The sequence below is a fragment of the Sediminispirochaeta bajacaliforniensis DSM 16054 genome (assembly GCF_000378205.1).
Classification (GTDB): domain Bacteria; phylum Spirochaetota; class Spirochaetia; order DSM-16054; family Sediminispirochaetaceae; genus Sediminispirochaeta; species Sediminispirochaeta bajacaliforniensis.
The window spans coordinates 17,624-39,566 of record NZ_KB899432.1 but is presented as its reverse complement, the minus strand read 5'-3'; the positions used below and the strand labels follow the sequence as shown (position 1 = coordinate 39,566).

The following is a 21,943-nucleotide window of genomic DNA, read 5'->3' as shown; positions in this document are numbered from 1 at the left end:
ACGGAATGACCGAATATAAATCCTCAATTCGGGCCCACGGGAAGACCCAATTAGAGTTAAAGAACAGATACCCTCTTGATCCAAAAGAGAATCGGGCATTCTACACACTTGAAACATATATGTTCACTCCGGCACAACTTGGTATAACGGCCAAGCGTTACGGGGTGGACCATTTTTTCTCGGACGTTAAAAGCCACACTCGTTTTTCCATCTCGTACATTCCCCTTTCGCGGCTGATGGATCCGGACTGCGCCATCAGTCCCATCGCACGCATCGGGAAGTTTCTGGATAAGGCGAATTTATCGAGTGATATCGACGAAAACCGGATACTCTACGAACTGCGGACCCTTGCAAACCTCTTTTCGGCGGAAATGAAAGCGACCCACAGACTGTTGAGCGGTATCGCAAAAGAGGGAACCAATCCGACAGTCATCACGAAGATTGAATTGTTTCTCAAGGAGACCGAAACCTTCCTCCATGTCTTTCGTGCTCTTCATGCCCGTTTCATGGAACCGTCCATCACCGAACGGCTGAGAACGGCCCTTCGGTGGACAGACGAATCGATCAGCTTATCGGCGGAGAAAATGCTTTTTTACCTTCACGGTATGCTCCGGCAGGAAGAACTGGTGGAAAAGATTACGGTACTCATGGAGCACGAGCAGTATTATCGCAAAGAAATGGGTTACCCGTCGGTTATCACAAACGGAACGGAAGTAGAGGTTGAAGGGATGCTCTATCGTGAAAGCATCCTGAAGAAATGGTCCCAGACCGTTCTCTATATGTCCAGTGAGGAAACAGGTACCAATCGCAAGATAGGACATATACTAGCGGCAATGGCAGCGGCAACGGCTATGATTTTTTCGGTTGTCGCCACTTTTTTTGCAAATACCCTTTTTGCAAGTTACAGTGTTCCCTGGGCCTTTATTGTAGTCGTCAGTTACATGCTGAAAGACCGTATCAAGGAAATTCTGCGAGGCATATTGGTAAAAATAATGCCTCGATTCATAGCGGACAGAACAGAGCGATTGGTAGACCGGGCGGTCGACAGGCATGTGGGGAAAACACGCAGTATGGTCCGTATCATCTCCCCGGAAGAGCTTCCGCAAAATGTAAGGACGGTACGGCAGGCAGGCTCTAATCCTTTTCGTTCGATTCTTCCTCCGGAAAACGTCATCCATTTCAGGAAAGAGGTGGTTATCGACAGCCGCAAACTGCTCAGAGAACATTCCCGTGTGGAAGCGATAACCGAAATTATTCGGTTGAAGCTCGACCGATTTCAGGAAGAGATGGACGCATCCAAGAAGCTGTTGAGAACCTGGTACGGGGGAGAGGTCCAGGCCATCAAGGGAAAGCGGGTTTACCATATTAATCTCATTCTGGTCCTTTCGAGCAAGGGAGAAGAAGAACAACTTTTCCGATACCGGCTTATACTCACCCACCAGGGAATACAGAGGATCGAGGAAGTGCCTACTTAAATCCCTTGAAAGTTCTTTATCGCTTTCCATCTTTTTACTTGCGAACTTGCCGGATTTTGCTACCATATAAGGTAGGATGAAGATCATTATCGGGCACACCAACATGGACCTGGACTGTATCGGCTCGATCGTCTTGGCAAAGTATCTTTTTCCCGACCATCAAGCGATACGTAGCAGACTCCTCCACCCCGTTGCACGAAAGATGCACAATATCTATCGGCATAAGCTTACCTTTCTCAACCCCAAGGATCTCGAGGGGGAAACGGTGGAAAAAATCGTCATAGTAGATACACGGGCAATGTCGAGGGTGAAGGAATATTTCCAGTTCATCAAAAACGACAACTATGAGGTGGAAATCTTTGACCACCACCCCGGAGAAGCGGAAGGTTTTCCTGCCGCCCTTATCCACAGCATGCCCTGCGGAGCGAATACAAGTCAGATAGGCCTGAAATTGATGCAACGCAAGATTGCTGTGGATCCGGAAGATGCCACCGTTGCTTTGGCGGGGATCTATGCAGACACCGGCAATTTCACTCATGAGAATGTCCAGGAGGTCGATTTTTCCGTTGCCTCCTATCTTCTAACCTGTGGCGCTTCCCTCCCCATGGTAAAGCGATTTCTAAAGCCTTTGTCGGGAACCTACCAGGTAACCCTCTTTCACGAGCTTCTCAACAGGCTGACATATCATTCGATTCACGGACATCAAGTTATTACCAGTTATTGGGAGATAGAAACGGAAACGGAAGGGCTCGGTGCAGTGGTGGAAAAGGTATTCGAGGTGGAAAACCAAGATCTTTTTTTCGCCACATTTCATTTTCCCAAAAAGAAGAAAACACTTATCATTGCACGAAATCAAAAGAATACCATCGATCTTAACGACATCCTCAGAATCTTCGGTGGAGGAGGGCATCCGAAAGCGGGTTCGGCCATGGTAAAACATGAAGACGGACGTTTCGTGCACAAAAAGCTGCTCGAGCACCTCGAGGAAATGCTTGCCCCGGCGATTACTGCCGAGGAACTTATGAGCAGCCCAGTCCATACGATACTTGATACGGCGAGTCTGCTGGAGGCCTCAATACTTCTGGAAAAGCTGGGTCACACCGGTATTCCCGTGATATGCGAAACCGGGGCCCTTGCCGGCTTCATCACCCTTAGGGACATCATGAAGGGAAGAAGGGCTGAACAAATGCACTCTCCGGTGAAAGGCTACATGACAAGAAACCTCATCACCGCCGCTCCGGAAACCACGGTCCGGGAAATCGAAGAGAAACTTTTCGATAATAACATTGGTCATCTTCCGATCATCAAAGCGGAAAAACTCGCCGGTATTGTAACCAGGACCGATTTTTTGAACTTCGCAAAAAACGAAAAACGGAAACAGCAACGGGCAATGCAGGAAGTAGGCATTCCCGTCGCCTAAATGATTTCCTTTTTTATCCCTCCAGCATATTGGTTTCTCGGGCCTTCAAAACATTGCTTTGCCGGAGAAAGAGTATCACTCCTACAAGGAGGGCAAAGACAAATCCCGCAGGCTGGGCGGCGAACACGCCCGAGATGCCGAAAAAACGGGGAAGGATAAGCACCAGAGGAATCAGGAAAAGCCCTTGTTGACCCGCCGCAAGAATCAAGGCATACCGTCCATTTCCAAGGGCCTGAAAAATCCCGCCGAACATAATTACCAAGCCCACGGGAATAAGGGAAAGGGCCATCATGCGCATCGCCTCTGAGCCCATGGCAATGACATCAGGGTCCTGGGGTGCAAAAACCCGCATGATCGCCGGGGCAAAGATAAAACAAAGGATTCCGGCAAACAGGCCGATTCCACTTGCAACACCGAAAACAATCCTAATGGTTTGTCGTACCCTGTCGAAACGGCGAGCGCCATAGTTGTATCCGGCCAAAGGCTGCAGGCCCTGGGCCAATCCGAAAAGCGCCATCATCAGAAGGCTGAAAAGGCGAAAGTTGATACTCACAGCCGCAATAGAGGAATCCCCGTAGACGCCTGCGGCGTTATTGACGATACCAAAGGAGATGCTTCCCAAAATCTGCCGTACGAAGGTGGGAATTCCCATGTTCATAATATTTCGATAGGTCCTTACCCTGGGGTGAAAATAAGAACGCTTGAAGGGATTAATGGCTCCCTTGTCTCGAAAATAGTAGCTGGCAAGATAGAGTGTCGAGATGCCCTGGGAAATCACCGTTGCAATTGCGGCTCCGGTTATACCCATATTCAAGGCAAAGATAAAAAGTGGATCGAGGATAATATTCATAACTGCACCGATAATCTGTCCGGTACTGCTATGTAATGCAGCGCCCTCAGAACGGAGAATATTATTGAGGGTCATGTTGGTAACCTGGAAGATGGAACCACCCACAATGACTCTGCCGTAAAGGTCTGCGGTGCTCAGGATCGAGTCCGTGGCCCCAAAGAGAACCAGAAGTGGCTTTATAAAGGTCGCACCGACAAGGGCAAATGCTATACCGACGCCCAAAGAGGTATAAAGAGCGGTAGCAGCGGTGCGGTTTGCCTCTTTGTAATCATTTTCCCCCAGTTTTCTGCTGATAACGCTGGCGGCCCCCATCCCAAAGGTAAGGCCGATGGAACCGATAAGCTGAAAAAGGGGAAAGACAATCCCTGTAGCGGCAACTGCCGTGGTATCCCGCAAAAGGCTCACGAAAAACGTATCCACTACATTATAGATTGCCATAACCATCATTCCGGCCACTGCCGGAGCCGAAAGCTTGAAAAGGGCCGAGCCGATGTCTCCCTCTGCCAGTAATTGGATTCGTTCATTATTGTAATTATCTGCCATCTATCGCTCCATTTTCTTTTGTCCCGCGCTGAATCAGTTGCGTAATAAATTGCATATTTTCCTCACCCTGCTCAGGGAAAAGAAAAATAAGGCGGGGCACGATCGAGACTACCATAATGGTAAGCCGATCGACATCAATATTGGAATCGGGAAATACCCGATTCCAGATCGGACGAAATGCTTCCCTAAGCCAGAACCACCCCTCAGGCCGATGGGGATAGCTTGGCAGGCGAAAAGCACCTTTTTCCTTGCAGCCGCCGAGTAACGTCTTTCGTTGGGGAAGCGTTCGCCCAACCTGTTCACTCAACGAATAAATCATACCGACAATCTTCCGGATTTGATCGTTGCGAGATGCCTCGACAGAATCCAACTCCTTCACAATCTCGGCAATAACGTTGGACCATTCCCGCTGGAAGAGAGCCTTCAGGAGATCGTCTTTATCCGGAAAGTAATTGTAGATTGTTCCGACAGCAATTCCTGCACGTTCGGCAAGGGACCGGAGCGTCAGCTCCTGGCCCTCGGTAAAAATCATGTTCTCAAGTTCATCTATAAGACGAGACTCAATATTCTTGATAAGCTTCGGCATTCCCTTATATCTTTATGAACATTGTTCATAAAAGTCAAGTAAAGAACTTATATCCATCGCTTTTTTCTGAAAAAAATCACCATTCCGATCAAAATTAAAAAGCAGACGAGCCAAAATATGGGATAGGCCCACCGCCACTGCAGCTCCGGCATGTAACGAAAATTCATGCCGTATACTCCGGCAATGAAGCTAAGGGGAATAAAGAGGGTGGCGATGATGGTGAGGACCTTCATCACCACATTCATTTTATTGCTGACACTGGAAAGATAAATATCCAGCATAGAAGAGGTCATATCACGATAGCTTTCGAGGGTATCGATGATCTGGACGGTATGATCGTACACATCTCGTACATACATTCGGGTAGTTTTCCCGATCAAAAGCGATTCACTACGTATCAGACCGTTTACCAACTCCCGAAGAGGCCAGATTGAACGCCTGAGCCCTATCATCTCCCGCTTCAAATCGTGAATTCGGTGGAGCGTTGTTTCGTTGGGCTCACCGATAAGCTCATCCTCAAGAAGCTCAATCTTATCACCCATCCGCTCGAGGACAAGATAATAATTGTCGACGATGGCATCGATCAGTCCATAGGTAAGATAGTCGGCCCCCTCCTTACGGAGCCGTCCTGTCCCATGCCGTATCCTCTCCCGGACACAGTCGAGTACATCACCGGTTCGCTCTTGAAACGATAAGACGAACCCCTTCCCGAAGACCAGACTGATCTGCTCCACGTCAATAGCCATATTGTGATCGTCGAAACTGATCATGGGCAGAATAACAAAAAGGCGGTCGCCATACTCCTCGAACTTCGGCCGTTGCCCAATGTTGGTAATATCCTCCAGAATTAAAGGGTGAAGATCAAAGGCCGTACCGATACGCTGAATCAGGGAAATATCGTGCAGACCATCAATATTGATCCAGGTAACCCCTTTCAACGTTGCCAAAGAAGTGAAATCGGTCTCTGTATCAAGGACGTGCTCCTCGCAACTGGCTCCGGAGTAGTGCATCACGGAAACCTTCGCCGCCTTGATCTTTTGGTCTCCGGTATGTACTACCGTTCCGGGAGGCAGCCCGATTTTCTTTGTGTAACGGGAAATCATCTTCATGTTGCACCCCCGGTTTCAGTATAGTCAAAAGGGCATACTCTCACAACAAAACGAATCACAAGGCCTGACATGAAAAGTTGCATCAAAAAGAAGAATGGGAACCTGTGAAAAGCTCCGAATCATGGAGACTGCATCGGCGGCATTCACCCCCGCCCCCAGGTTGCTATTCATCAATATCCCGTCGCAGAATTCCCTACTGTACATGAGCGTAACGGCAGCACCGCCCGAAGAAACGGGGAAGACCCCACATCCCACAGACCGAAGAAGCAGTGCCAGCCCAAGACGATAAAGCTCGTTCGGCTCTACCAGGATAAACGTTTGCATTCTCGGCAATAACGACATGGGAGTATTTGATCAAATTAAACGATTTGTGTCTACAAGTCATCCGTTATGTGCTACATATTTTTTACGCTTACACACTATTGGCAATCAAAGACAACGATCGGATACTCATACATAATGAAATCGGAACAACTGCTGGAATTATTGGCTATAAATATCCGCAATGCGCGTAAATCTCAAGGCTTAAGTCAGATGGAACTTGCCGAACGGGCTGAAATTTCTACTGGTCATATGAACGATATCGAACGTTCCAGACGCTGGTTGGGGGCAGATACCTTTGTAAGGCTGGCTTCGGCATTACAGCTCGAACCATATCAGTTGCTTCTTCCGGAAAAAGAGCAACATCTGCTCAGTGACTATCGCAAAATCACCAAATTAAAACAGGAACTTCAGGGTACCCTTGTAAAAGAAATCGATTCGGCATTTTCCGGCTTTCTAGAAAAATAGCGCTACTTTTTCGTCTTGCATGATAGTAACCCGTTCGCTATCATTTTTGTGATGTATAATCGTTGTCGCCTTTGCCTTATATTTTTTATCTCTTTGATAAGCCCTCTTATGATATATGCGTCAAAGACGGTCGACGACGCCATGGTCGACCTCAGCATGAGACGCTATGAAACTATGGGAATCGTTCCCCTGGATGGAAGGTGGGAGTTTTATCCTCAGATGCTCCTAAAACCGGGAGAATTTACCGAGAGTGAGCCCCCCAGCTTCCTAATGCTTCCCAAGGAGCTGATCGGTTATCGGGGTACGGCGACCCTACGCCTGAGACTGAAACTTCCTATGAACGATGGGAACAGGATGCACAATTTTGCCCTTAAAATGCCCTATTTCGGGGCGGCGTCTAAGGTATGGATCGACGGTTCCCTTCGGATGATCACCGGTTCCATCACTCCCTTTATTCCTCGATATATCCCTCGGGTTATTCAGTTTTCGACCAGGCGAAAAAGAGCTGACATCGTCATTCAAGTCGCAAACTACCACCATCGTCGGATGAGTCTGAATAGAATTCTGTTTGGAACAGAGACAGCCATACGGGAAATGACCCATCGCCATATCATCCGGGATGCCATCCTTTTCGGCAGCTTGCTTATGCTCTCGCTCTATCATATGCTCCTTTTCCTCACATACAGAAGGGACAAAACCCTTTTGTACTTTGCGATCATTGCGTTCATAACGGCATTGAGAGAAGGAATCGTCGACGAACGAATTCTTGTTCGGTTATGGCCCGGCATGCCTGGTGAAGTAATGATGAAACTTGGCTATATGCCGGTTTTCCTTTTATTGCCGCTCATCATTCTCTATATCTGGGGTATTGCCGGCAATAAGGCATCCCGCCTGCCGCTCATGCTGGCACGAGGGCTACTTATTGCTTCCGGTGTACTTCTGCTTTTTTTTCCTGTGAGCATCTATGATTGGTTTTTTCAGTATGCACTCTTCATATCCATCGCCTTCGGCTGTTACGTTATAGTGGTTATATTTTCCGGGAAGGTACTCACGAGTAAAACGGGGACGATTTTGTTGACGGTCGGCGGCGTCATTGTTTTGACCGCTGCACTTTCCGATTATTTTAGAGAAATCAATAACATCAATATGCCGGAACTTCTAAGCTTCGGAATCCTTTTCTTTTTATTGTTGCAGGCGTATTTTCTTTCTTGGAAGCTCGACCGTTCCTACAAAAAGGCGGAGCACCTGGCGAAAGAAGTCAAACTCTTCAATGATCAACTCGAAGAAAAGATAGAAGAGCGGACCTGGGAACTTGGGCAGGTGAATCAAAGATTAGAACGGCTTTCAAGAATCGATCCTCTCACGGAGATTCCAAACCGACGTTACTTTGAGGAGGTATATACGGGAGAATGGCGACGCAGTGAACGGGAAGATCTGCCCCTTTCCCTTATTATGATGGACGTCGACTATTTCAAGGCGTATAACGATAACTATGGCCACCCTACGGGAGATATCTGCCTAAAGAAAATTGCGACCCTGGTTCAGGAAAGTCTAAAACGGGGTGAGGATTTTGTCGCCCGCTATGGTGGAGAGGAGTTTATCATCCTTCTTCCGGGGCATCCGCTGGAAAGTGCGGCAAAGGTAGCGGAAAGATTGCGGCAGGGGATCCAGGATCTCAATATCGTTCATGCCTACTCGGAGGTTGCTCCCGTGGTTACCGTAAGCCTGGGAATAGCGGAAAAACATGTACGCCCTGGGACCGACAGGGACATTCTTGTCAAACTGGCCGATCAGGCGCTCTATTCGGCAAAAAGGAGTGGAAGGAACAGGGTTTCCATTTCCCCGGAAGACGAAAACCCCTTGTCCCCGGAGGGTAATTAGCATAAGCTCATGCATATGAGCAGCGATCAGTTGAATGATTTACGACGTAGTATCGATAATATTGATGCCGCCTTACTCCGTCTCATGGCGGAACGATTCAAAACGACGGAAAAGATAGGCAATCTAAAAAAGAAAGAGCAAAGGGCAATCGCAGATCCAGACAGAGAACAAGAGCAGATAGAACGTTACAAACGGATTGCTTTTGAAGCGGGACTCGACGAATCCCTGGCTCTCCGCCTCCACGCTTTTCTCGTCGAAGAGGCGAAGAAAGGCCAGCATAGTATTATGACTTCCTCATAATACTATCGATATTCGGGCCGTGCGGGAGTGAAAAATTCGATGATTTCACTCTCTTCGAAGACCTCCACCCCATGTTCTTCATCCGGGTCGAACACATAACTCGTTCCGGCTTCGCCGATAAAAGACTCCCCGTTTCCTCTCATAAATTTTGCTTTCCCGCGGATGACATAACCGCTTTGTACCGCCGAATGGCGGTGCATCGGAATAACAGCCCCCTTTTCGAGTAGAAAATGGCAGGTCATGGCCTCTTTATTCCAGGCAAGGGTTCTTCGGACAATTCCCTGCGGTCCTGATGCGGGAATCGCATGATCGAGGGTTGCGTAAGCAATTCGATCTTCCATCTATTTCTCTTCCTTTTCCGTTGTTTTCTTTGTCCGTCGGCTGGGCCGTAGTCTATGCCAGAATCGGCGTACCAGGCCGACCCTTCCAAAGGCAAGCCAATACAAGGCCCCGACCACAAGCACGCCGGGAATCCCAAAGACGATAATCCCAAGCAAAAGGAAAAGAATCACATAAAGGACCTGAATGATCATTCGTCCGAAACGTTTCAGGCCTGCCCGAATAGAGGGCAACGGATCTTCCTGCTGTTCCCAGGAGGGTAAGTGAGCCATCATATGAAGGGTCGAGAAAGAAACCCGATGGTCAAGGTTCTGAAAAGAGCCCTTGAGCTGCTCGAGCTCCGTTGTTGCATCGTTTAGTTCCCGTTCCACTGTCAGAAGATCTTCAACACTTTCTGCATCCTGCAGATACTTCTGATAGCGTTCAACGAGGATCTCCTTATTTTTGATCCGATGCTCCAGATCGTAATAGCGATCGGAAACATCTTCTACATTGATACTGCGGGACTCCAGCCGACCGAATCCTTCTGCCGCATCAAGAAACGAAGAAAAAGCCTCTGCGGGGATTTTCAATTCCATGGAAAGGGTATCTTCATATCTGCTCGAAGACTGCACATAGCCGCCGGCCGAATCCGTCGCCTTACGAACGGCGCTCTCGGCAATATCAAGGTCGTCGACCTCAAGTTCCATCGAACCCGTACTTACAAGCTTTCGATCACTTGTATCAGGAGCTTCCTGAGCCGCCTGTGCAAGGGCCCCTCCGCCGGTATCAAAGCTTGCGAAGTTTTCCACACTGCGCCGCAAATCGGCACTGCCAACGCTCTTTTCGACCATAGGGGCGAAAGCGGCGGTTTCAGCCATCTTCGAACCACACCCCGTCATAAAGAAAGAAAGCGGCACAAGGAAACATGCCGTTGCATAAAAAATAGATCGTTTCATATAGGAAGAGTCTAACCCATTTACCTGTCTCTCTCCAGCATTAATTCTTTCCAGGAGCGGGTGAATCCCCTATAATCTTCCCATGGATAGGAACAGGTTAACCATCCGTAATACAGCACAACAGCTCTATAAGCAAAAAACGATTACTCCGGTGCTCATCAGCAACATAAAGGATGGACATATTGCCACTATTCGGTAGCAAGGGACGGCGGGGTATCAGAAGCTTGCTCACCTTAGTACTTTTTCCGCTGCTGGTCCCCTCAATCTTACTCTTCTCCATCATCATGTACAGAACCACATCGGACATCTTACTACGGCAAATTCGACAGGATAATGAATTCCTTGCCCGCTCTATTCAAAGGGAAATTTCACTTTTTTTGGAGGGAGCGACGGCCATGACACAAACAATTACAAAAGAGAGTATCTGGTTGCAAAATAAGAGATCAAATGACTACGAAGAACTCCTCTCCTCGTTGCTTGAAACGATTCCCCCTTTTAGACGACTAACGATTTTAAATGCTTCCGGCGATGTCGTGACCACCGTTCCCTACGATGAGAACTTTGTCGGCAGTAATTTGGGAAACACCACGTTCTTTCGTACCGTGAAAGCAGATCAGACCGGATACTGGAGCAACTCTTTCATCTCTTCGATTACGTCGAAACCTACAATCCGCTATGGTGTTCCCTTCGAAGCGGGAGTGCTCATGGCAGATCTTAACCTGGACATTCTGTCGGCTTTCGTACAGGATGTCAGACAATCAGGGAATCGGTCGATCCTTATAACCGATAAAACGGGAACGGTCATCACCTTTGAAAATAAAACATTGGTGGAACAACAGCATAAGCTCTTTTCGGACCATCAAAAGCGGCCGTCGGAAATTCTTAAGATCGCGGGAACCCGGTACTTCTCCCGACGGCTGGTCATAGAAAAGACGGGTTGGCCTCTTTATGTCCTCTCTCCCGCAGATGAATTCTTTTCTCCGGTACACACCTTAGGTTTCACCGTTATTATTGTAACCGTCATATTTTCGATCTTCCTCATCGGGATCATCCTTTTCCTTGGCAAGCGTATCGTCAACCCCATTGAAGCATTAACCAGACAAGCACAATTGATAGCAGACGGCAGGTACGAGGTTAATGGCAAAAAGAGCTTCAGGGAAGCGGAGGCGCTTCTCAATGCAATGAAAACCATGGCCGAACGAATCCGAACCAGAGAGTTGGAACTACAGAAAAGTGAGAAAAACTACCGTCTGCTTGTAGAAAACGCTCAGACCATCATCATTCGCTGGAACAAGGAAGGTTTCATCACCTATTACAACGAATTTGCCGCCCGTTTTTTCAATTTCGACAGCACCATACAGCCTATTCCTCTCGCCCGCATAATAATAGCAAACGACCCTATCCTATCCGCCGACATCTGGAATGATCCCGAATCCTTCTCCTCGTATAAAAATATAAATCATAAGGGAAACGGAGAGCTTGCATGGATTCAGTGGACCTCGATGCCGCTTCGAGACGAAAAAGGAGACCTCGTCGAAATCCTTTCGGTCGGCTCGGATATTACTCGTCTTCAAAAAGCAATTCGGGAAAAAGAGGTACTCCTTGAAGAGGTCCATCACAGGGTAAAAAACAATCTGCAGCTGATCATCAGCCTTCTCAATCTCAAGCAGTCACAGCTTCGCGGTTCGGCAGAAGCTATAGGTTTCCACGAAAGTATTGCTCATATCTATTCCATCAGCCTCGTCCATGAACAGCTATATCAGAGTAATAGTTTCGACCATATAGAATTGGAACCCTATCTTCTGGCCGTTGTGGGACATCTTGCCGAAATGCACACGGTAAACGGCCGCGCTATTTCCTTCACGGTCGATGCAAACAATCTCAACCTTTCTGTCGAGCAGGCCATGCCCTGCGGCCTTATCCTTACCGAACTGGTTTGCAATGCTCTTCGTCATGCTTTTTCGGACGAGAAGAAGGCACGCATAAGTATCAAAGGGAATCGCGATAAACAGAAAATGGTGGAGCTCACGGTCTCCGACAATGGGAAGGGATTTCCGAGGAGTTTGTTCAGCGAAAAACGCTCTTTGGGATTCCAGCTGGTGCATCTGCTTGTAGAACAGCTCAATGGATCGGTTTGTTGCTATGGAAAAGAGGGCACGACCTTTTTCATCAGCTTTCCCGAGATAAAGGATTCAAGCTTGGTTTCGGCCGGCAAAGGCGGAGAGATAGGATAATCATAGGATAATCCAGGGAAACCACCATCAATGCTCACATCGGCGTTTCAGCCTGCCTGGCTGAAACGCCTTACTGCAAGAATAGGTTTGGCTTATATGGCTATAGGGCCCCGATCGTGGCGACCATAACAGCCTTGATGGTGTGCATTCTGTTCTCAGCCTCGTCAAAGACTACCGATTGTTTGCTGCGGAACACCTCATCGGTAACCTCCATCTCGGCAAGACCAAATTTAGTGTGAATCTCTTTTCCGATACTGGTTTCGAGGTCGTGAAAAGAAGGAAGGCAATGCATAAAAAGGGTGTCGGGGTTCCCTGTCGATTTCATCATCTTCATATTGACCTGATACGGCTTCAGCAGCTTGATCCGCTCGGCGAACTGGGCTTCCTCACCCATCGAAACCCATACATCGGTGTATATGACATCCGCATCTTTTACACCTTCGGCGATATTGTCGGTCATGGAGATAACGGCACCGGTCTCTTTCGCAACCGAAGCGGCATAATCAACCATCTCACCAGAAGGGTGGAGTTCCTTTGGAGCAACGGCGACAAACGTCATTCCCATTTTCGCCGAAGCAAGCATAAGGCTGTTGCCCATGTTATTGCGGGCATCACCTACGAAAACAAGCTTCACCTTTGAAAGCGGCTTGTCCACATGTTCCATAATGGTCATAAAATCGGCAAGAATCTGTGTGGGATGATAGAGGTCTGTCAAACCGTTCCATACAGGAACCCCGGAATACCGTGCAAGCGCCTCAACCGTTTCCTGTTTAAATCCCCGGAACTCGATACCGTCGTAGAAACGGCCAAGTACAAGGGCGGTATCCTCGATCGATTCCTTTTTTCCCATCTGGCTATTGGTGAGAAAGGTCACCTGGGCACCCTCGTCGAAGGCAGCAACTTCAAAGGCACAACGGGTACGGGTAGAGGCCTTCTCAAAAAGCAGAACGATATTCTTTCCGACAAGCAGGTTCCCCCGAATTCCTGAACGTTTCTTACGCTTTAGATCAACAGAAAGGTCGAGAAGATAGCGAATCTCCTCAGGTGTGTAGTCCTTCAAGGTCAGTAAGCTTCTTCCTTTCAAATTTACAGGCATGGGTTCCTCCTTATCTCGTGCCTTCTCAAATCGCTTCACGTTGAAGCGGCATGCTCATACAGCGGGGGCCTCCCCGGCCCCTAACAAGCTCCGATCCCTCTATCTCGACCACCTCGATGCCTGCAGCACGAAGCGTATCGTTTGAGGCGACGTTTCGATCATAGGTAACGACGACTCCCGGCTCAAGGGCCAGGGTGTTGGTACTATCATTCCATTGTTCACGGGCGGCGGTCAAATCATCGCCACCACCACTTTCAATCAAACGGATCGCCGGAAGCCTGAGAGATTCTTTCAGGCTCTTCTCTAAACTGTCAAGAGGAGAGATGCTTATTCCTCCTCTTTTTGTCGGCTTAAGGCGAAAGAGCGTAATCTTCTCCCGAATATCGGGGAAAATAGTAAATGTGTCCCGATCTACCATGGTAATGACGGTATCAAGGTGCATAAAAGCACGAGCAAAGGGGATCTGTATTACCAGGACCTCTTGTATCCCGGAGGGGCCGGAAAAAAGCCGCTCGGCAAGCCGCTCTATCCCTTCGGTCCCAGTTCTCGCGCTACATCCCACCGCGACAACTTCGGGAGAGAGCATCAAGATATCTCCCCCTTCAATACTATCCAGATCAGAAGGCTTGTACCAGAGCGGAATCTGTCCCTCACCCTGAGGATCGGCGAACAGAGGATGATAATCATGAAGATATTGAAGTATCAGCGATTCACGGTTTCTCGCCGGAGTCTTCATTGCACTGACGACAAGCCCCGAATCGATGACAGCGCCGGGGTCCCGTGTAAAGTAGAGGTTTGTAAGAGGGTTGATGTAGAAAGGGTAAGCCTCCCGAATGTAGCTCGAGAGACGTGACCGACCGGCCAAACGATCGATCTCTTTTTTCTCCAAACCGGAGATGAAAGCCTCTGCCAGCCGTTCCGCCTCCATCCCACGCAGATAATCCCGAATGGACTCTTTCAGCAGGGTCGATCCGATTCGGCAGGCAGAGAGTACGTCGTCGATCATGGAACGACAGACGACCTCCTTCCTGAGAATATCGGCAAGGAGATCGTGATAGTAGTAGACCTTGCATCCTCGTTTTGAAAGTGTCTGGGCAAAAAGGTCGTGCTCTTCCCTGATCTTCTTCAACCACGGAATATCTTCAAAGAGCATCTCTTCCAGGTATCTTGGGGTAAGCCGCTCCAACTCCCGGCCGGGGCGATGTACAAGCACAGACCGCAACGTTCCTATCTCATTGGTCACATTGATCATGAGAAGATATGGTATACATTTTTTTAAAATGACGCAACGCATAGTAACTATTACAGTAGTAATAAAAATATTCTCTTTATTGGCAGATTTCGTTCTTTTTAACACGATATTTATTTATCGATACTTGCCTTTTCGATAATTACTCGATACTATATACACAGTTTTTAGATATTTTTTTATCGATTAAAGGAGGTAACCATGTCTATCGAAAGCAAACTCAAGCGGGAACCACATAAAGCACAGCCGATCGGCGGTGAAGCAATGCTTAACGACAGTATTCGGAAGGTAGCGGCGGCACAAGCCCGCTATGCCCGATACAATCAACAGCAGGTGGACGCCATCTTCCGAGCCGCTGCCATGGCGGCGGCCGGGGCAAGAATCGAATTGGCTAAGCTTGCCGCCAAGGAAACAGGAATGGGAGTCACCGAGGATAAGGTGATCAAAAACCACTTTGCATCGGAATATATCTACAATAAGTATAAAGACATGAAGAGCTGTGGGATCATAGAGGAGGACCTCACCTTTGGGGTCACAAAAATTGCCGAACCACTTGGTGTCATTGCCGGTGTAGTGCCTACAACGAACCCGACAAGCACAACCATTTTCAAGGCCCTCCTTGCCCTTAAAACACGAAACGGTATCATCTTCAGTCCCCATCCCCGGGCAAAGGTGTGTACCATAGAGGCCGCCAGGATCGTTCTTGAAGCAGCGGTGGCTGCAGGGGCACCGAAAGATATCGTCGGCTGGATCGAAGAACCTTCGGTCGAACTAAGCAGGCAACTGATGGAACACCCGTCTATCAGCCTTATCCTCGCAACAGGAGGCCCAGGCATGGTAAAGGCGGCATATTCGAGCGGAACCCCAGCCATAGGTGTCGGAGCCGGTAACACTCCGGCACTGATAGACGAGAGTGCGGATGTCAAAATGGCGGTGAGTTCCATTTTGATGAGCAAAACCTTCGACAACGGCATGATCTGCGCCAGTGAACAGTCCGTTGTGGTTGTCGAGAAAATCTACCGAGAGGTAAAAAGCGAGCTGGTGTGCCGCGGCGCTTACATTCTCGACAAAGAGGAAAAAGAAAAGCTTGGTCGGCTGATGTTCGGCGAAGGAAAACTATCTCCCAAAGTAGTCGGCCAGAAAGCCTCGACTATTGCCGGAATGGCGGGTTTCACGGTTCCCGAATCCACTAAAGTGCTGGTTGCCGAAGTCGAAGCAGTGGGAAGCAAGGAGCCGCTGAGCGCTGAAAAACTAAGCCCGGTTTTGGCCCTCTACAAGAAAAAAGAGTTTTCACAGGCCCTGGAAACAGCCGCAGCTTTGGTCACCTTCGGAGGGCTTGGTCATACCAGTGTGCTTTACACCAACCCTGCAAACAGAGAACGAATCGAACGATTCGGAGCAACCATGAAAACGGGAAGGACCCTGGTCAACATGCCGGCGAGTCAGGGTGCCATTGGCGATATCTATAATTTTTCACTGGAGCCGAGCCTTACCCTTGGCTGCGGGAGTTGGGGAGGCAATTCCGTAAGCAAGAATGTCGGACCGGAACAATTACTCAACTATAAAACCATTGCGGCAAGGAGGGAAAACATGTTGTGGTTTCGTGCCCCAAAAAAGGTTTTTTTCAAAAGAGGTTCGCTTCCCGTTGCCCTCGAAGAACTTGAAGGGAAAAAGAAAGCCTTCATCGTCACCGACCGCTTTCTTTTCGACTCGGGAATGACCAAGGTGCTTACCGACCGTCTTGAAAGGATGGGCATCAAAACGGAAATTTTCAGCGAGGTACAGGCCGATCCCACCCTCTCCAACGCCCGAACGGGGGTCAGGCGGATGGACGCCTTTCAACCGGATCTGATTATTGCCTTTGGCGGCGGAAGCCCCATGGACGCTGCTAAAATCATGTGGGTTCTCTATGAACACCCGGAGGTGCACTTTCAGGATCTCGCGGCGCGTTTTATGGATATCCGAAAACGGGTGTACCGCTTTCCCGAGATGGGCCAAAAGGCGAGCCTCATCGCAATTCCCACCACCAGTGGAACGGGAAGCGAAGTAACCCCTTTTGCGGTCATTACCGACGATGAAACAGGCATCAAGTATCCCATTGCCGACTATGCCCTTACCCCCGACATGGCAATCTGCGATGCGGAACTTGCCGCTCAGATGCCCGCAAGGCTGACAGCATACTCCGGTATCGACGCAGTCACTCATGGACTTGAGGCAATTGCAAGTATGCTTGCCACTGAATATACAACTCCTCTGGCTATGGAATCCATACGCCTTCTCTTTGAATATCTGCCAAGGGCCTATCGATTCGGTGCGGCCGATATGGAGGCACGGGAAAAAGTACACCATGCTTCGAATATGGCAGGAATGGCTTTTGCAAATGCCTTTCTCGGGGTTTGTCATTCCATGGCCCACAAGCTCGGCAGCTTTTTTCACCTCCCCCACGGGCTGGCAAACGCCCTCCTGATCAACCAGGTAGTGCGTTTCAACGCTTCGGAGGCTCCGGCAAAGCAAGGTACCTTTCCCCAGTACACTCATCCCCAGGCGGCAGAGCGCTACGCCAGGCTCGCCGATTATCTCGGTCTCGGGGGAGGGACAATGGAGGAAAAGGTCGATAAGCTGCTTGATGCGATCACAAAACTAAAAGCGGAGCTGGATATTCCGAAAAGTATTGCTGAAGCGGGTATCAAGGAAGAAGCCTTTACGAAGGAGCTGGATGCCATGGCAGAGGCGGCCTTCGACGATCAGTGCACCGGGGCAAATCCCCGTTACCCTCTCATCAATGAGATCAAAGATCTCTATATGGCTGCTTTTGCAGGAAAATCAGTGACAACAGCATACATAACAGAAGCATAAAAGACGGCAGGGCCGGCCGAGGACATTTACTGCGGCCGGCCTTTTTCATTTTCGCTTATGCATATCAAAAGCAGCCATGGGCAATGGCTCCCCAAAGGGCTCAGCACTCGCTATGGCCGCAGCTGTGACACTTCTTGCAGCCCTCGATAAACATAAAGGTAGCATTTCCGCAGACGGGACAGATATCGGCATGAAGTGCATCGAAGGAAAAGGCGAACTGCTTTGCAGCCTCCTCTTCTTCCTCATCCGGCAGTACCGGATAGCTGCTTTCACCGAAGACCGTACCGATATGTTCTTCCAGGGCCTGGGCCACCGCATCGGGAAGGCTCATCACCCGGTTCTTTCCAAAACCACGCTGACGGCCGCTGCCAATGCTCCGTAACTGAGCAATCACTGCCTTTGCCCGCTCGACCGGCCCCAGGGGGCTGGGTATGCGCAGAATGAGACTAATAAGTCGTCCCAGACCTTCGGCATCGGCAGCAACATCCGATCCCACCTTTGCAACGTTGATAAAGACCTCGAAGGGCTCTTCCATACTGGCACCGTCGGCATTAACGGTAATGTACGCGGTTCCGATGGGAGTATGTTTGCGATAGGTGACTCCGCGAAGCATCGTAGGACGGACCCTCGGCTTGATCTGCTTCACATCGACCGGACCTTCTTTCTTTTCTTCCTCTTTCTTCAGGTTCAATACCTGCTCGTCTCTGCTGCCGTCACGATAGATGGTGCCACCCTTACAGCCAAGATCATACATTAGTTCATAGAGCTGCTTTGTCTGCTCTACGGTGTACTGGTTGGGGACGTTACAGGTTTTACTGATACTTGAATCGACCCAGCGCTGGATGGAGGCCTGGACCCTGACATGCTCTTCCGGAGAAAGATCCATGGCAGAAACAAAATAGTCGGGAAGCTGCTCCGCATCGGGATTGGCCTTCCGCCATTCGTCATAGACACCAACCCGCTCGATATTGCTCCCCATTCTTCCGCGTCGTTCCCATTCCCAAAAGTAATAGGGTTCGATTCCTGTGGAAGTTCCAACCATTGTTCCGGTAGTCCCGGTAGGAGCCTGGGTCAGAAGCGTAACATTTCTCATACCATTCTCGGTGATCTTTTTCCGAATTTCCTCAGGCATCCCTTTCATAAAGCCGCTTTCAAGAAATGGTACGACCTCGAACTTGGGGAAACTTCCCTTCTCTTTGGCGGTATCGCTGCTGGAACGGTACGCCTCAACAGCTATAAAGCGATACAGTTTATCAAGAAAAGCCTCGGATTCCTTACTACCATAGCGAATCTTCAGCTTGATCATCAATTCCGCAAGGCCCATTGTGCCGAGCCCCACCCTTCGTTCCGAAAGCTGCTGCTCTTTGTTTGCCTCAAAAAAATAGGGAGTATTGTCGATTACATCATCAAGAAAACGGACGGCATAGCGAACGGTGCGGCCAAGGTTATCCCAATCCACATCGTTACCTTTTGCAAAGCGCGATAGATTGACCGCCCCGAGATTGCAGACCCCCCAACTCGGCAGTCCCTGCTCCCCACAAGGATTGGTACACTGGATCCTGGCGTAATAACCGGAATTGCTCATGGCATTGTAGCGATCGACGAAAAAGATTCCCGGCTCGGCGCTTGCCCAGGCGCTTTCGATAATGGAATTCCAAATCTCCCGAGCTTTCACCTTACGATAGACATTAACAGGCTTGCCCGCAGCCTTCCAGGCCACGAAGTCGCCGTCCCACTCCTTATCATAACCGGGATAATTGGTATCGGGAAACACCAGTTCCCAATCAAGGTCCTCTTTGACGGCCTTCATAAAGTCGTCGGTAATACCGACGCTGATATTCGCATTGGTGATCTGCCCCATCTGCCGCTTACTTGAAATAAACTCGAGGATATCGGGATGCCAGACATTGAGGATAAGCATCAAGGCCCCCCTACGGCTGCCCCCCTGCTCGATCAGACCTGTAACAAAGCTATAGAGGGCTCCCCAACTTACGGATCCGGAAGAACGGCCGTTTACCCCTTTCACATAAGCGTGATGAGGCCGCAGCGAGGTAAGATTGATACCGACCCCACCGCCCCGGCTCATGATCTCGGTCATGTGTCCCAGGGTTTTGATGATCCCGCCCCGGCTGTCTTCGGGGCTGGGAATAACGTAGCAGTTGTAATAGGTAAGATTCTGATCGGTTCCCGCTCCTGTCAGGATACGTCCGCCGGGCACAAAACGCCAATCCTCGAGAAGCCAGCGAAAACGTTCCGTCCACTCTTCACGCTTCTCTTCGCTCTCCTCCATGGCAATACCGGAGGCCACTCGCTTTATCATCTGAGCAGGGGTCGTTTCAAGAGGCTTATCTACATGCTCAAGGTTCCGCTCGACCTCTTCGCCTGTATCAAGTTTGACGATAACGGTGCCGTTTTCCATTGCAGTGACGGAACCGATCTCCCGCTGACCGGTTTGGGGATTGCTAACGACGACAACAATATCCCCCACTTTCAGTGATTTCTTCGATCCGTCTTTCAATGCATATCGATCAAGAAAGATTTTTCTTCCCAGATCGTTGAGAGCATTCTTCTGTAACGACACCATTGTCCTCCCAGTTATAGTTTCGCTTAAGAGCGCCTGTCCGCCGGTGGAACACCACCCCACTCCACCGGACAGGCATTCATGAATTCAAACAGCACTAAGGTTAACGAAAAGGCGAAGGATATTCAACGAAAAAAAATCTCCAATTGCTGTTTCTTAGCCCTTCTTTCCATTGCGTCTAAAGATAGCACCAATCCCGCCGAAAAAAGAGTCTTTTTTCGGCCGATGTTGTCGTCCACCCTCGGCATCCCGCGTCTCGGGCACGAGGGCTTCCCTGGAAAAGAAGTGCTCATGGCTGAAATCAAAGACAAGGTAGGATACATCCCCGTCACGATTATAGACGGGATGAACGGTGATCTGTTCTTTTTCCTTTTCAAGGTAAACATCGACGGCCGCATGGCTGTTTGCAGCCTTGGACAAAATCGATTGGGTCACAATATCCGCAGAAAGATTCTCCACAAAATCGCTTAGCAATTCGGAACGGCTTGCCTTCTTTTTTTCCACATAGCCTTTGCTGATGTACTGAATACGGCCAAGAATATCCGTGATAAGGATGGGTTGGTTCATATTGCCGACAAGAAAACCGATGAGAGAAGACTGGGCTCCGATTCTGAGCACAAGTTTACGGTTGAGTTCGTTGAGCCTGGTGTAGAGACGGCTGATCTGCCGTCCCAGGCGCCCAAGTTTTCTCAAGCTCACTTCCGGTTTGTAATCATCGGAACCGGTATGTTCGATCATCTTTTCGATTTCACGACTCACGTTGCGGCTTCGCATCAGTGCGGCACCGTAAAAAAGTGCAAGGATTGTAGCCACAACCACGGCAATAAACAAAAAACGCTCCGCCGTCAGTTTAAAACCAAGCTGGGAAGCAAGCTCGGGGTGGAGAAAAAACCGATATCCGATTACTCCGAGGACAAGAACGGTCAAAACCGTTAAAAATCCAAGAAGAAGAATGTTCCGCTTCGATACAATGATCATATCAGCTCCTAATAATCTTTAACCGCTTCTATATCCTCATTTTTTCCGACTACCAGCAAAACATCCTGCTCGAGGAGTACCGTTTCGCTGTCCGGGAATATCACCTCTTCATTTTTCAGGGGATTACCTACTTCATCCACCGAAAGGGTGGTCCGTTTTATGGCGATAACGTTGATGGAGAAGCGTTTGCGAAGATCGAGTCGAACCAGGGTACTGTTGACGAAGCTGCGGGGGACATAGACCTCGGCAAAGCTGATGGAACTGCTTATGGGGATTCGATCAAGAACATGGGGGGCAATAAGTCGCTGGGCAATCCTTCTTCCTTCATCGACTTCAAGGTTGATCACCTCGTCGGCACCTACCTGCCGAAGAACCTGGGCGTGAATCTCACTGATGGCCCTGGCCACAATATAGGGAACCCCGCTGCGTTTGAGTATGGCGGTGGTAAGAATCCCCGATTCAACGGCGTCGCCTATTGCCACGATGGCGACATCCACCTCTTCAAGGCTAAGAGCGGAGAGCCCCTCCTCGTCGGTGGCATCCACCAAAACGGCCTGTGTCACCGCATCTTTCACAGCCTCCACCTGTTTAGGCTGATTATCAACGGCGATCACCTTTCCTCCCCGAGCCGAAAGTTCAAGAGAGACCTGGCGACCAAAGGTACCAAGTCCGATTACCGCAAAAACACGCTCTCGTGCCATATTTCCTCCCTCTCGTCA

General features: G+C 49.4%; 18 protein-coding genes. 7 read left to right on the top strand and 11 right to left on the bottom strand.

Annotated elements, in window-relative coordinates; genetic code table 11:
- The first annotated feature begins 5 nt into the window (after positions 1 to 5).
- Complete coding sequence (locus tag F459_RS0119555; protein WP_020614392.1) at positions 6 to 1,475, top strand: hypothetical protein; 1,470 nt, start codon at positions 6 to 8, stop codon at positions 1,473 to 1,475.
- A 76-nt stretch (positions 1,476 to 1,551) separates the two neighbouring features.
- The gene (locus F459_RS0119550) at positions 1,552 to 2,895 is read left to right on the top strand and encodes a CBS domain-containing protein (protein ID WP_020614391.1); all 1,344 of its coding nucleotides are present in this window, start codon (positions 1,552 to 1,554) and stop codon (positions 2,893 to 2,895) included.
- Positions 2,896 to 2,908: 13 nt separating this feature from the next.
- On the opposite strand, the gene F459_RS0119545 is transcribed toward F459_RS0119550, so the two are convergent.
- Genes F459_RS0119545 through F459_RS0119530 form a run of 4 tightly spaced genes read right to left on the bottom strand, consistent with a single transcriptional unit; the run spans position 2,909 to position 6,307 of the window.
- The gene (locus F459_RS0119545) at positions 2,909 to 4,288 is read right to left on the bottom strand and encodes an MATE family efflux transporter (protein WP_020614390.1); all 1,380 of its coding nucleotides are present in this window, start codon (positions 4,286 to 4,288) and stop codon (positions 2,909 to 2,911) included.
- On the bottom strand, positions 4,278 to 4,874 hold the full coding sequence (locus tag F459_RS0119540) for a TetR/AcrR family transcriptional regulator (protein ID WP_020614389.1): 597 nt from the start codon (positions 4,872 to 4,874) through the stop codon (positions 4,278 to 4,280). Before F459_RS0119540 ends, F459_RS0119545 begins: the two co-directional genes overlap by 11 nt.
- A 47-nt stretch (positions 4,875 to 4,921) precedes the next feature.
- A complete protein-coding gene (corA, locus tag F459_RS0119535) occupies positions 4,922 to 5,983 on the bottom strand; it encodes a magnesium/cobalt transporter CorA (RefSeq protein WP_020614388.1) in 1,062 nt (353 codons plus the stop codon).
- A gap of 24 nt (positions 5,984 to 6,007) precedes the next feature.
- Positions 6,008 to 6,307, bottom strand: a complete 300-nt coding sequence (locus F459_RS0119530; RefSeq protein WP_020614387.1) for a hypothetical protein — start codon at positions 6,305 to 6,307, stop codon at positions 6,008 to 6,010.
- 135 nt (positions 6,308 to 6,442) lie between these two features.
- On the opposite strand from F459_RS0119530, the gene F459_RS0119525 reads away from it, so the two are divergent.
- The 3 genes from F459_RS0119525 to F459_RS0119515 all read left to right on the top strand — a co-directional run bounded on the left by F459_RS0119525 (position 6,443) and on the right by F459_RS0119515 (position 8,953).
- Positions 6,443 to 6,772, top strand: a complete 330-nt coding sequence (locus F459_RS0119525; RefSeq protein ID WP_026295126.1) for a helix-turn-helix domain-containing protein — start codon at positions 6,443 to 6,445, stop codon at positions 6,770 to 6,772.
- 108 nt (positions 6,773 to 6,880) lie between these two features.
- Complete coding sequence (locus tag F459_RS0119520) at positions 6,881 to 8,653, top strand: sensor domain-containing diguanylate cyclase (protein ID WP_245540238.1); 1,773 nt, start codon at positions 6,881 to 6,883, stop codon at positions 8,651 to 8,653.
- Positions 8,654 to 8,662: 9 nt separating this feature from the next.
- Positions 8,663 to 8,953, top strand: a complete 291-nt coding sequence (locus tag F459_RS0119515) for a chorismate mutase (protein ID WP_020614384.1) — start codon at positions 8,663 to 8,665, stop codon at positions 8,951 to 8,953.
- Positions 8,954 to 8,955: 2 nt separating this feature from the next.
- Here the strand turns inward: F459_RS0119515 and F459_RS0119510 are convergent, their stop codons facing one another.
- Both F459_RS0119510 and F459_RS0119505 read right to left on the bottom strand, forming a co-directional pair.
- Positions 8,956 to 9,294: a cupin domain-containing protein gene (locus F459_RS0119510; RefSeq protein ID WP_020614383.1), complete on the bottom strand. Its 339-nt coding sequence runs from the start codon at positions 9,292 to 9,294 to the stop codon at positions 8,956 to 8,958.
- On the bottom strand, positions 9,295 to 10,230 hold the full coding sequence (locus F459_RS0119505; RefSeq protein WP_020614382.1) for a DUF4349 domain-containing protein: 936 nt from the start codon (positions 10,228 to 10,230) through the stop codon (positions 9,295 to 9,297).
- A gap of 173 nt (positions 10,231 to 10,403) precedes the next feature.
- Between F459_RS0119505 and F459_RS0119495 the strand changes: the two genes are divergently transcribed.
- Positions 10,404 to 12,464 carry a sensor histidine kinase gene (locus tag F459_RS0119495; protein ID WP_033302130.1) on the top strand — a complete coding sequence of 687 codons (2,061 nt, stop codon included), beginning with the start codon at positions 10,404 to 10,406 and terminating at the stop codon, positions 12,462 to 12,464.
- Between the two features lie 100 nt (positions 12,465 to 12,564).
- On the opposite strand, the gene argF is transcribed toward F459_RS0119495, so the two are convergent.
- The gene (gene argF, locus F459_RS0119490; protein WP_020614379.1) at positions 12,565 to 13,560 is read right to left on the bottom strand and encodes an ornithine carbamoyltransferase; all 996 of its coding nucleotides are present in this window, start codon (positions 13,558 to 13,560) and stop codon (positions 12,565 to 12,567) included.
- Between the two features lie 25 nt (positions 13,561 to 13,585).
- The gene (locus F459_RS0119485) at positions 13,586 to 14,812 is read right to left on the bottom strand and encodes an arginine deiminase (RefSeq protein ID WP_026295125.1); all 1,227 of its coding nucleotides are present in this window, start codon (positions 14,810 to 14,812) and stop codon (positions 13,586 to 13,588) included.
- Between the two features lie 198 nt (positions 14,813 to 15,010).
- Between F459_RS0119485 and adhE the strand changes: the two genes are divergently transcribed.
- Complete coding sequence (gene adhE / locus F459_RS0119480) at positions 15,011 to 17,665, top strand: bifunctional acetaldehyde-CoA/alcohol dehydrogenase (RefSeq protein WP_020614377.1); 2,655 nt, start codon at positions 15,011 to 15,013, stop codon at positions 17,663 to 17,665.
- A 100-nt stretch (positions 17,666 to 17,765) separates the two neighbouring features.
- On the opposite strand, the gene F459_RS0119475 is transcribed toward adhE, so the two are convergent.
- From F459_RS0119475 to F459_RS0119465, 3 genes are all read right to left on the bottom strand, one after another.
- Positions 17,766 to 20,249 (bottom strand): adenosylcobalamin-dependent ribonucleoside-diphosphate reductase, encoded by a 2,484-nt coding sequence (locus F459_RS0119475; RefSeq protein ID WP_020614376.1) that lies wholly within the window; start codon positions 20,247 to 20,249, stop codon positions 17,766 to 17,768.
- A gap of 153 nt (positions 20,250 to 20,402) precedes the next feature.
- The gene (locus tag F459_RS0119470) at positions 20,403 to 21,224 is read right to left on the bottom strand and encodes a hypothetical protein (RefSeq protein ID WP_020614375.1); all 822 of its coding nucleotides are present in this window, start codon (positions 21,222 to 21,224) and stop codon (positions 20,403 to 20,405) included.
- An 8-nt stretch (positions 21,225 to 21,232) separates the two neighbouring features.
- Positions 21,233 to 21,925: a potassium channel family protein gene (locus F459_RS0119465; RefSeq protein ID WP_020614374.1), complete on the bottom strand. Its 693-nt coding sequence runs from the start codon at positions 21,923 to 21,925 to the stop codon at positions 21,233 to 21,235.
- Between the last annotated feature and the right edge of the window lie 18 nt (positions 21,926 to 21,943).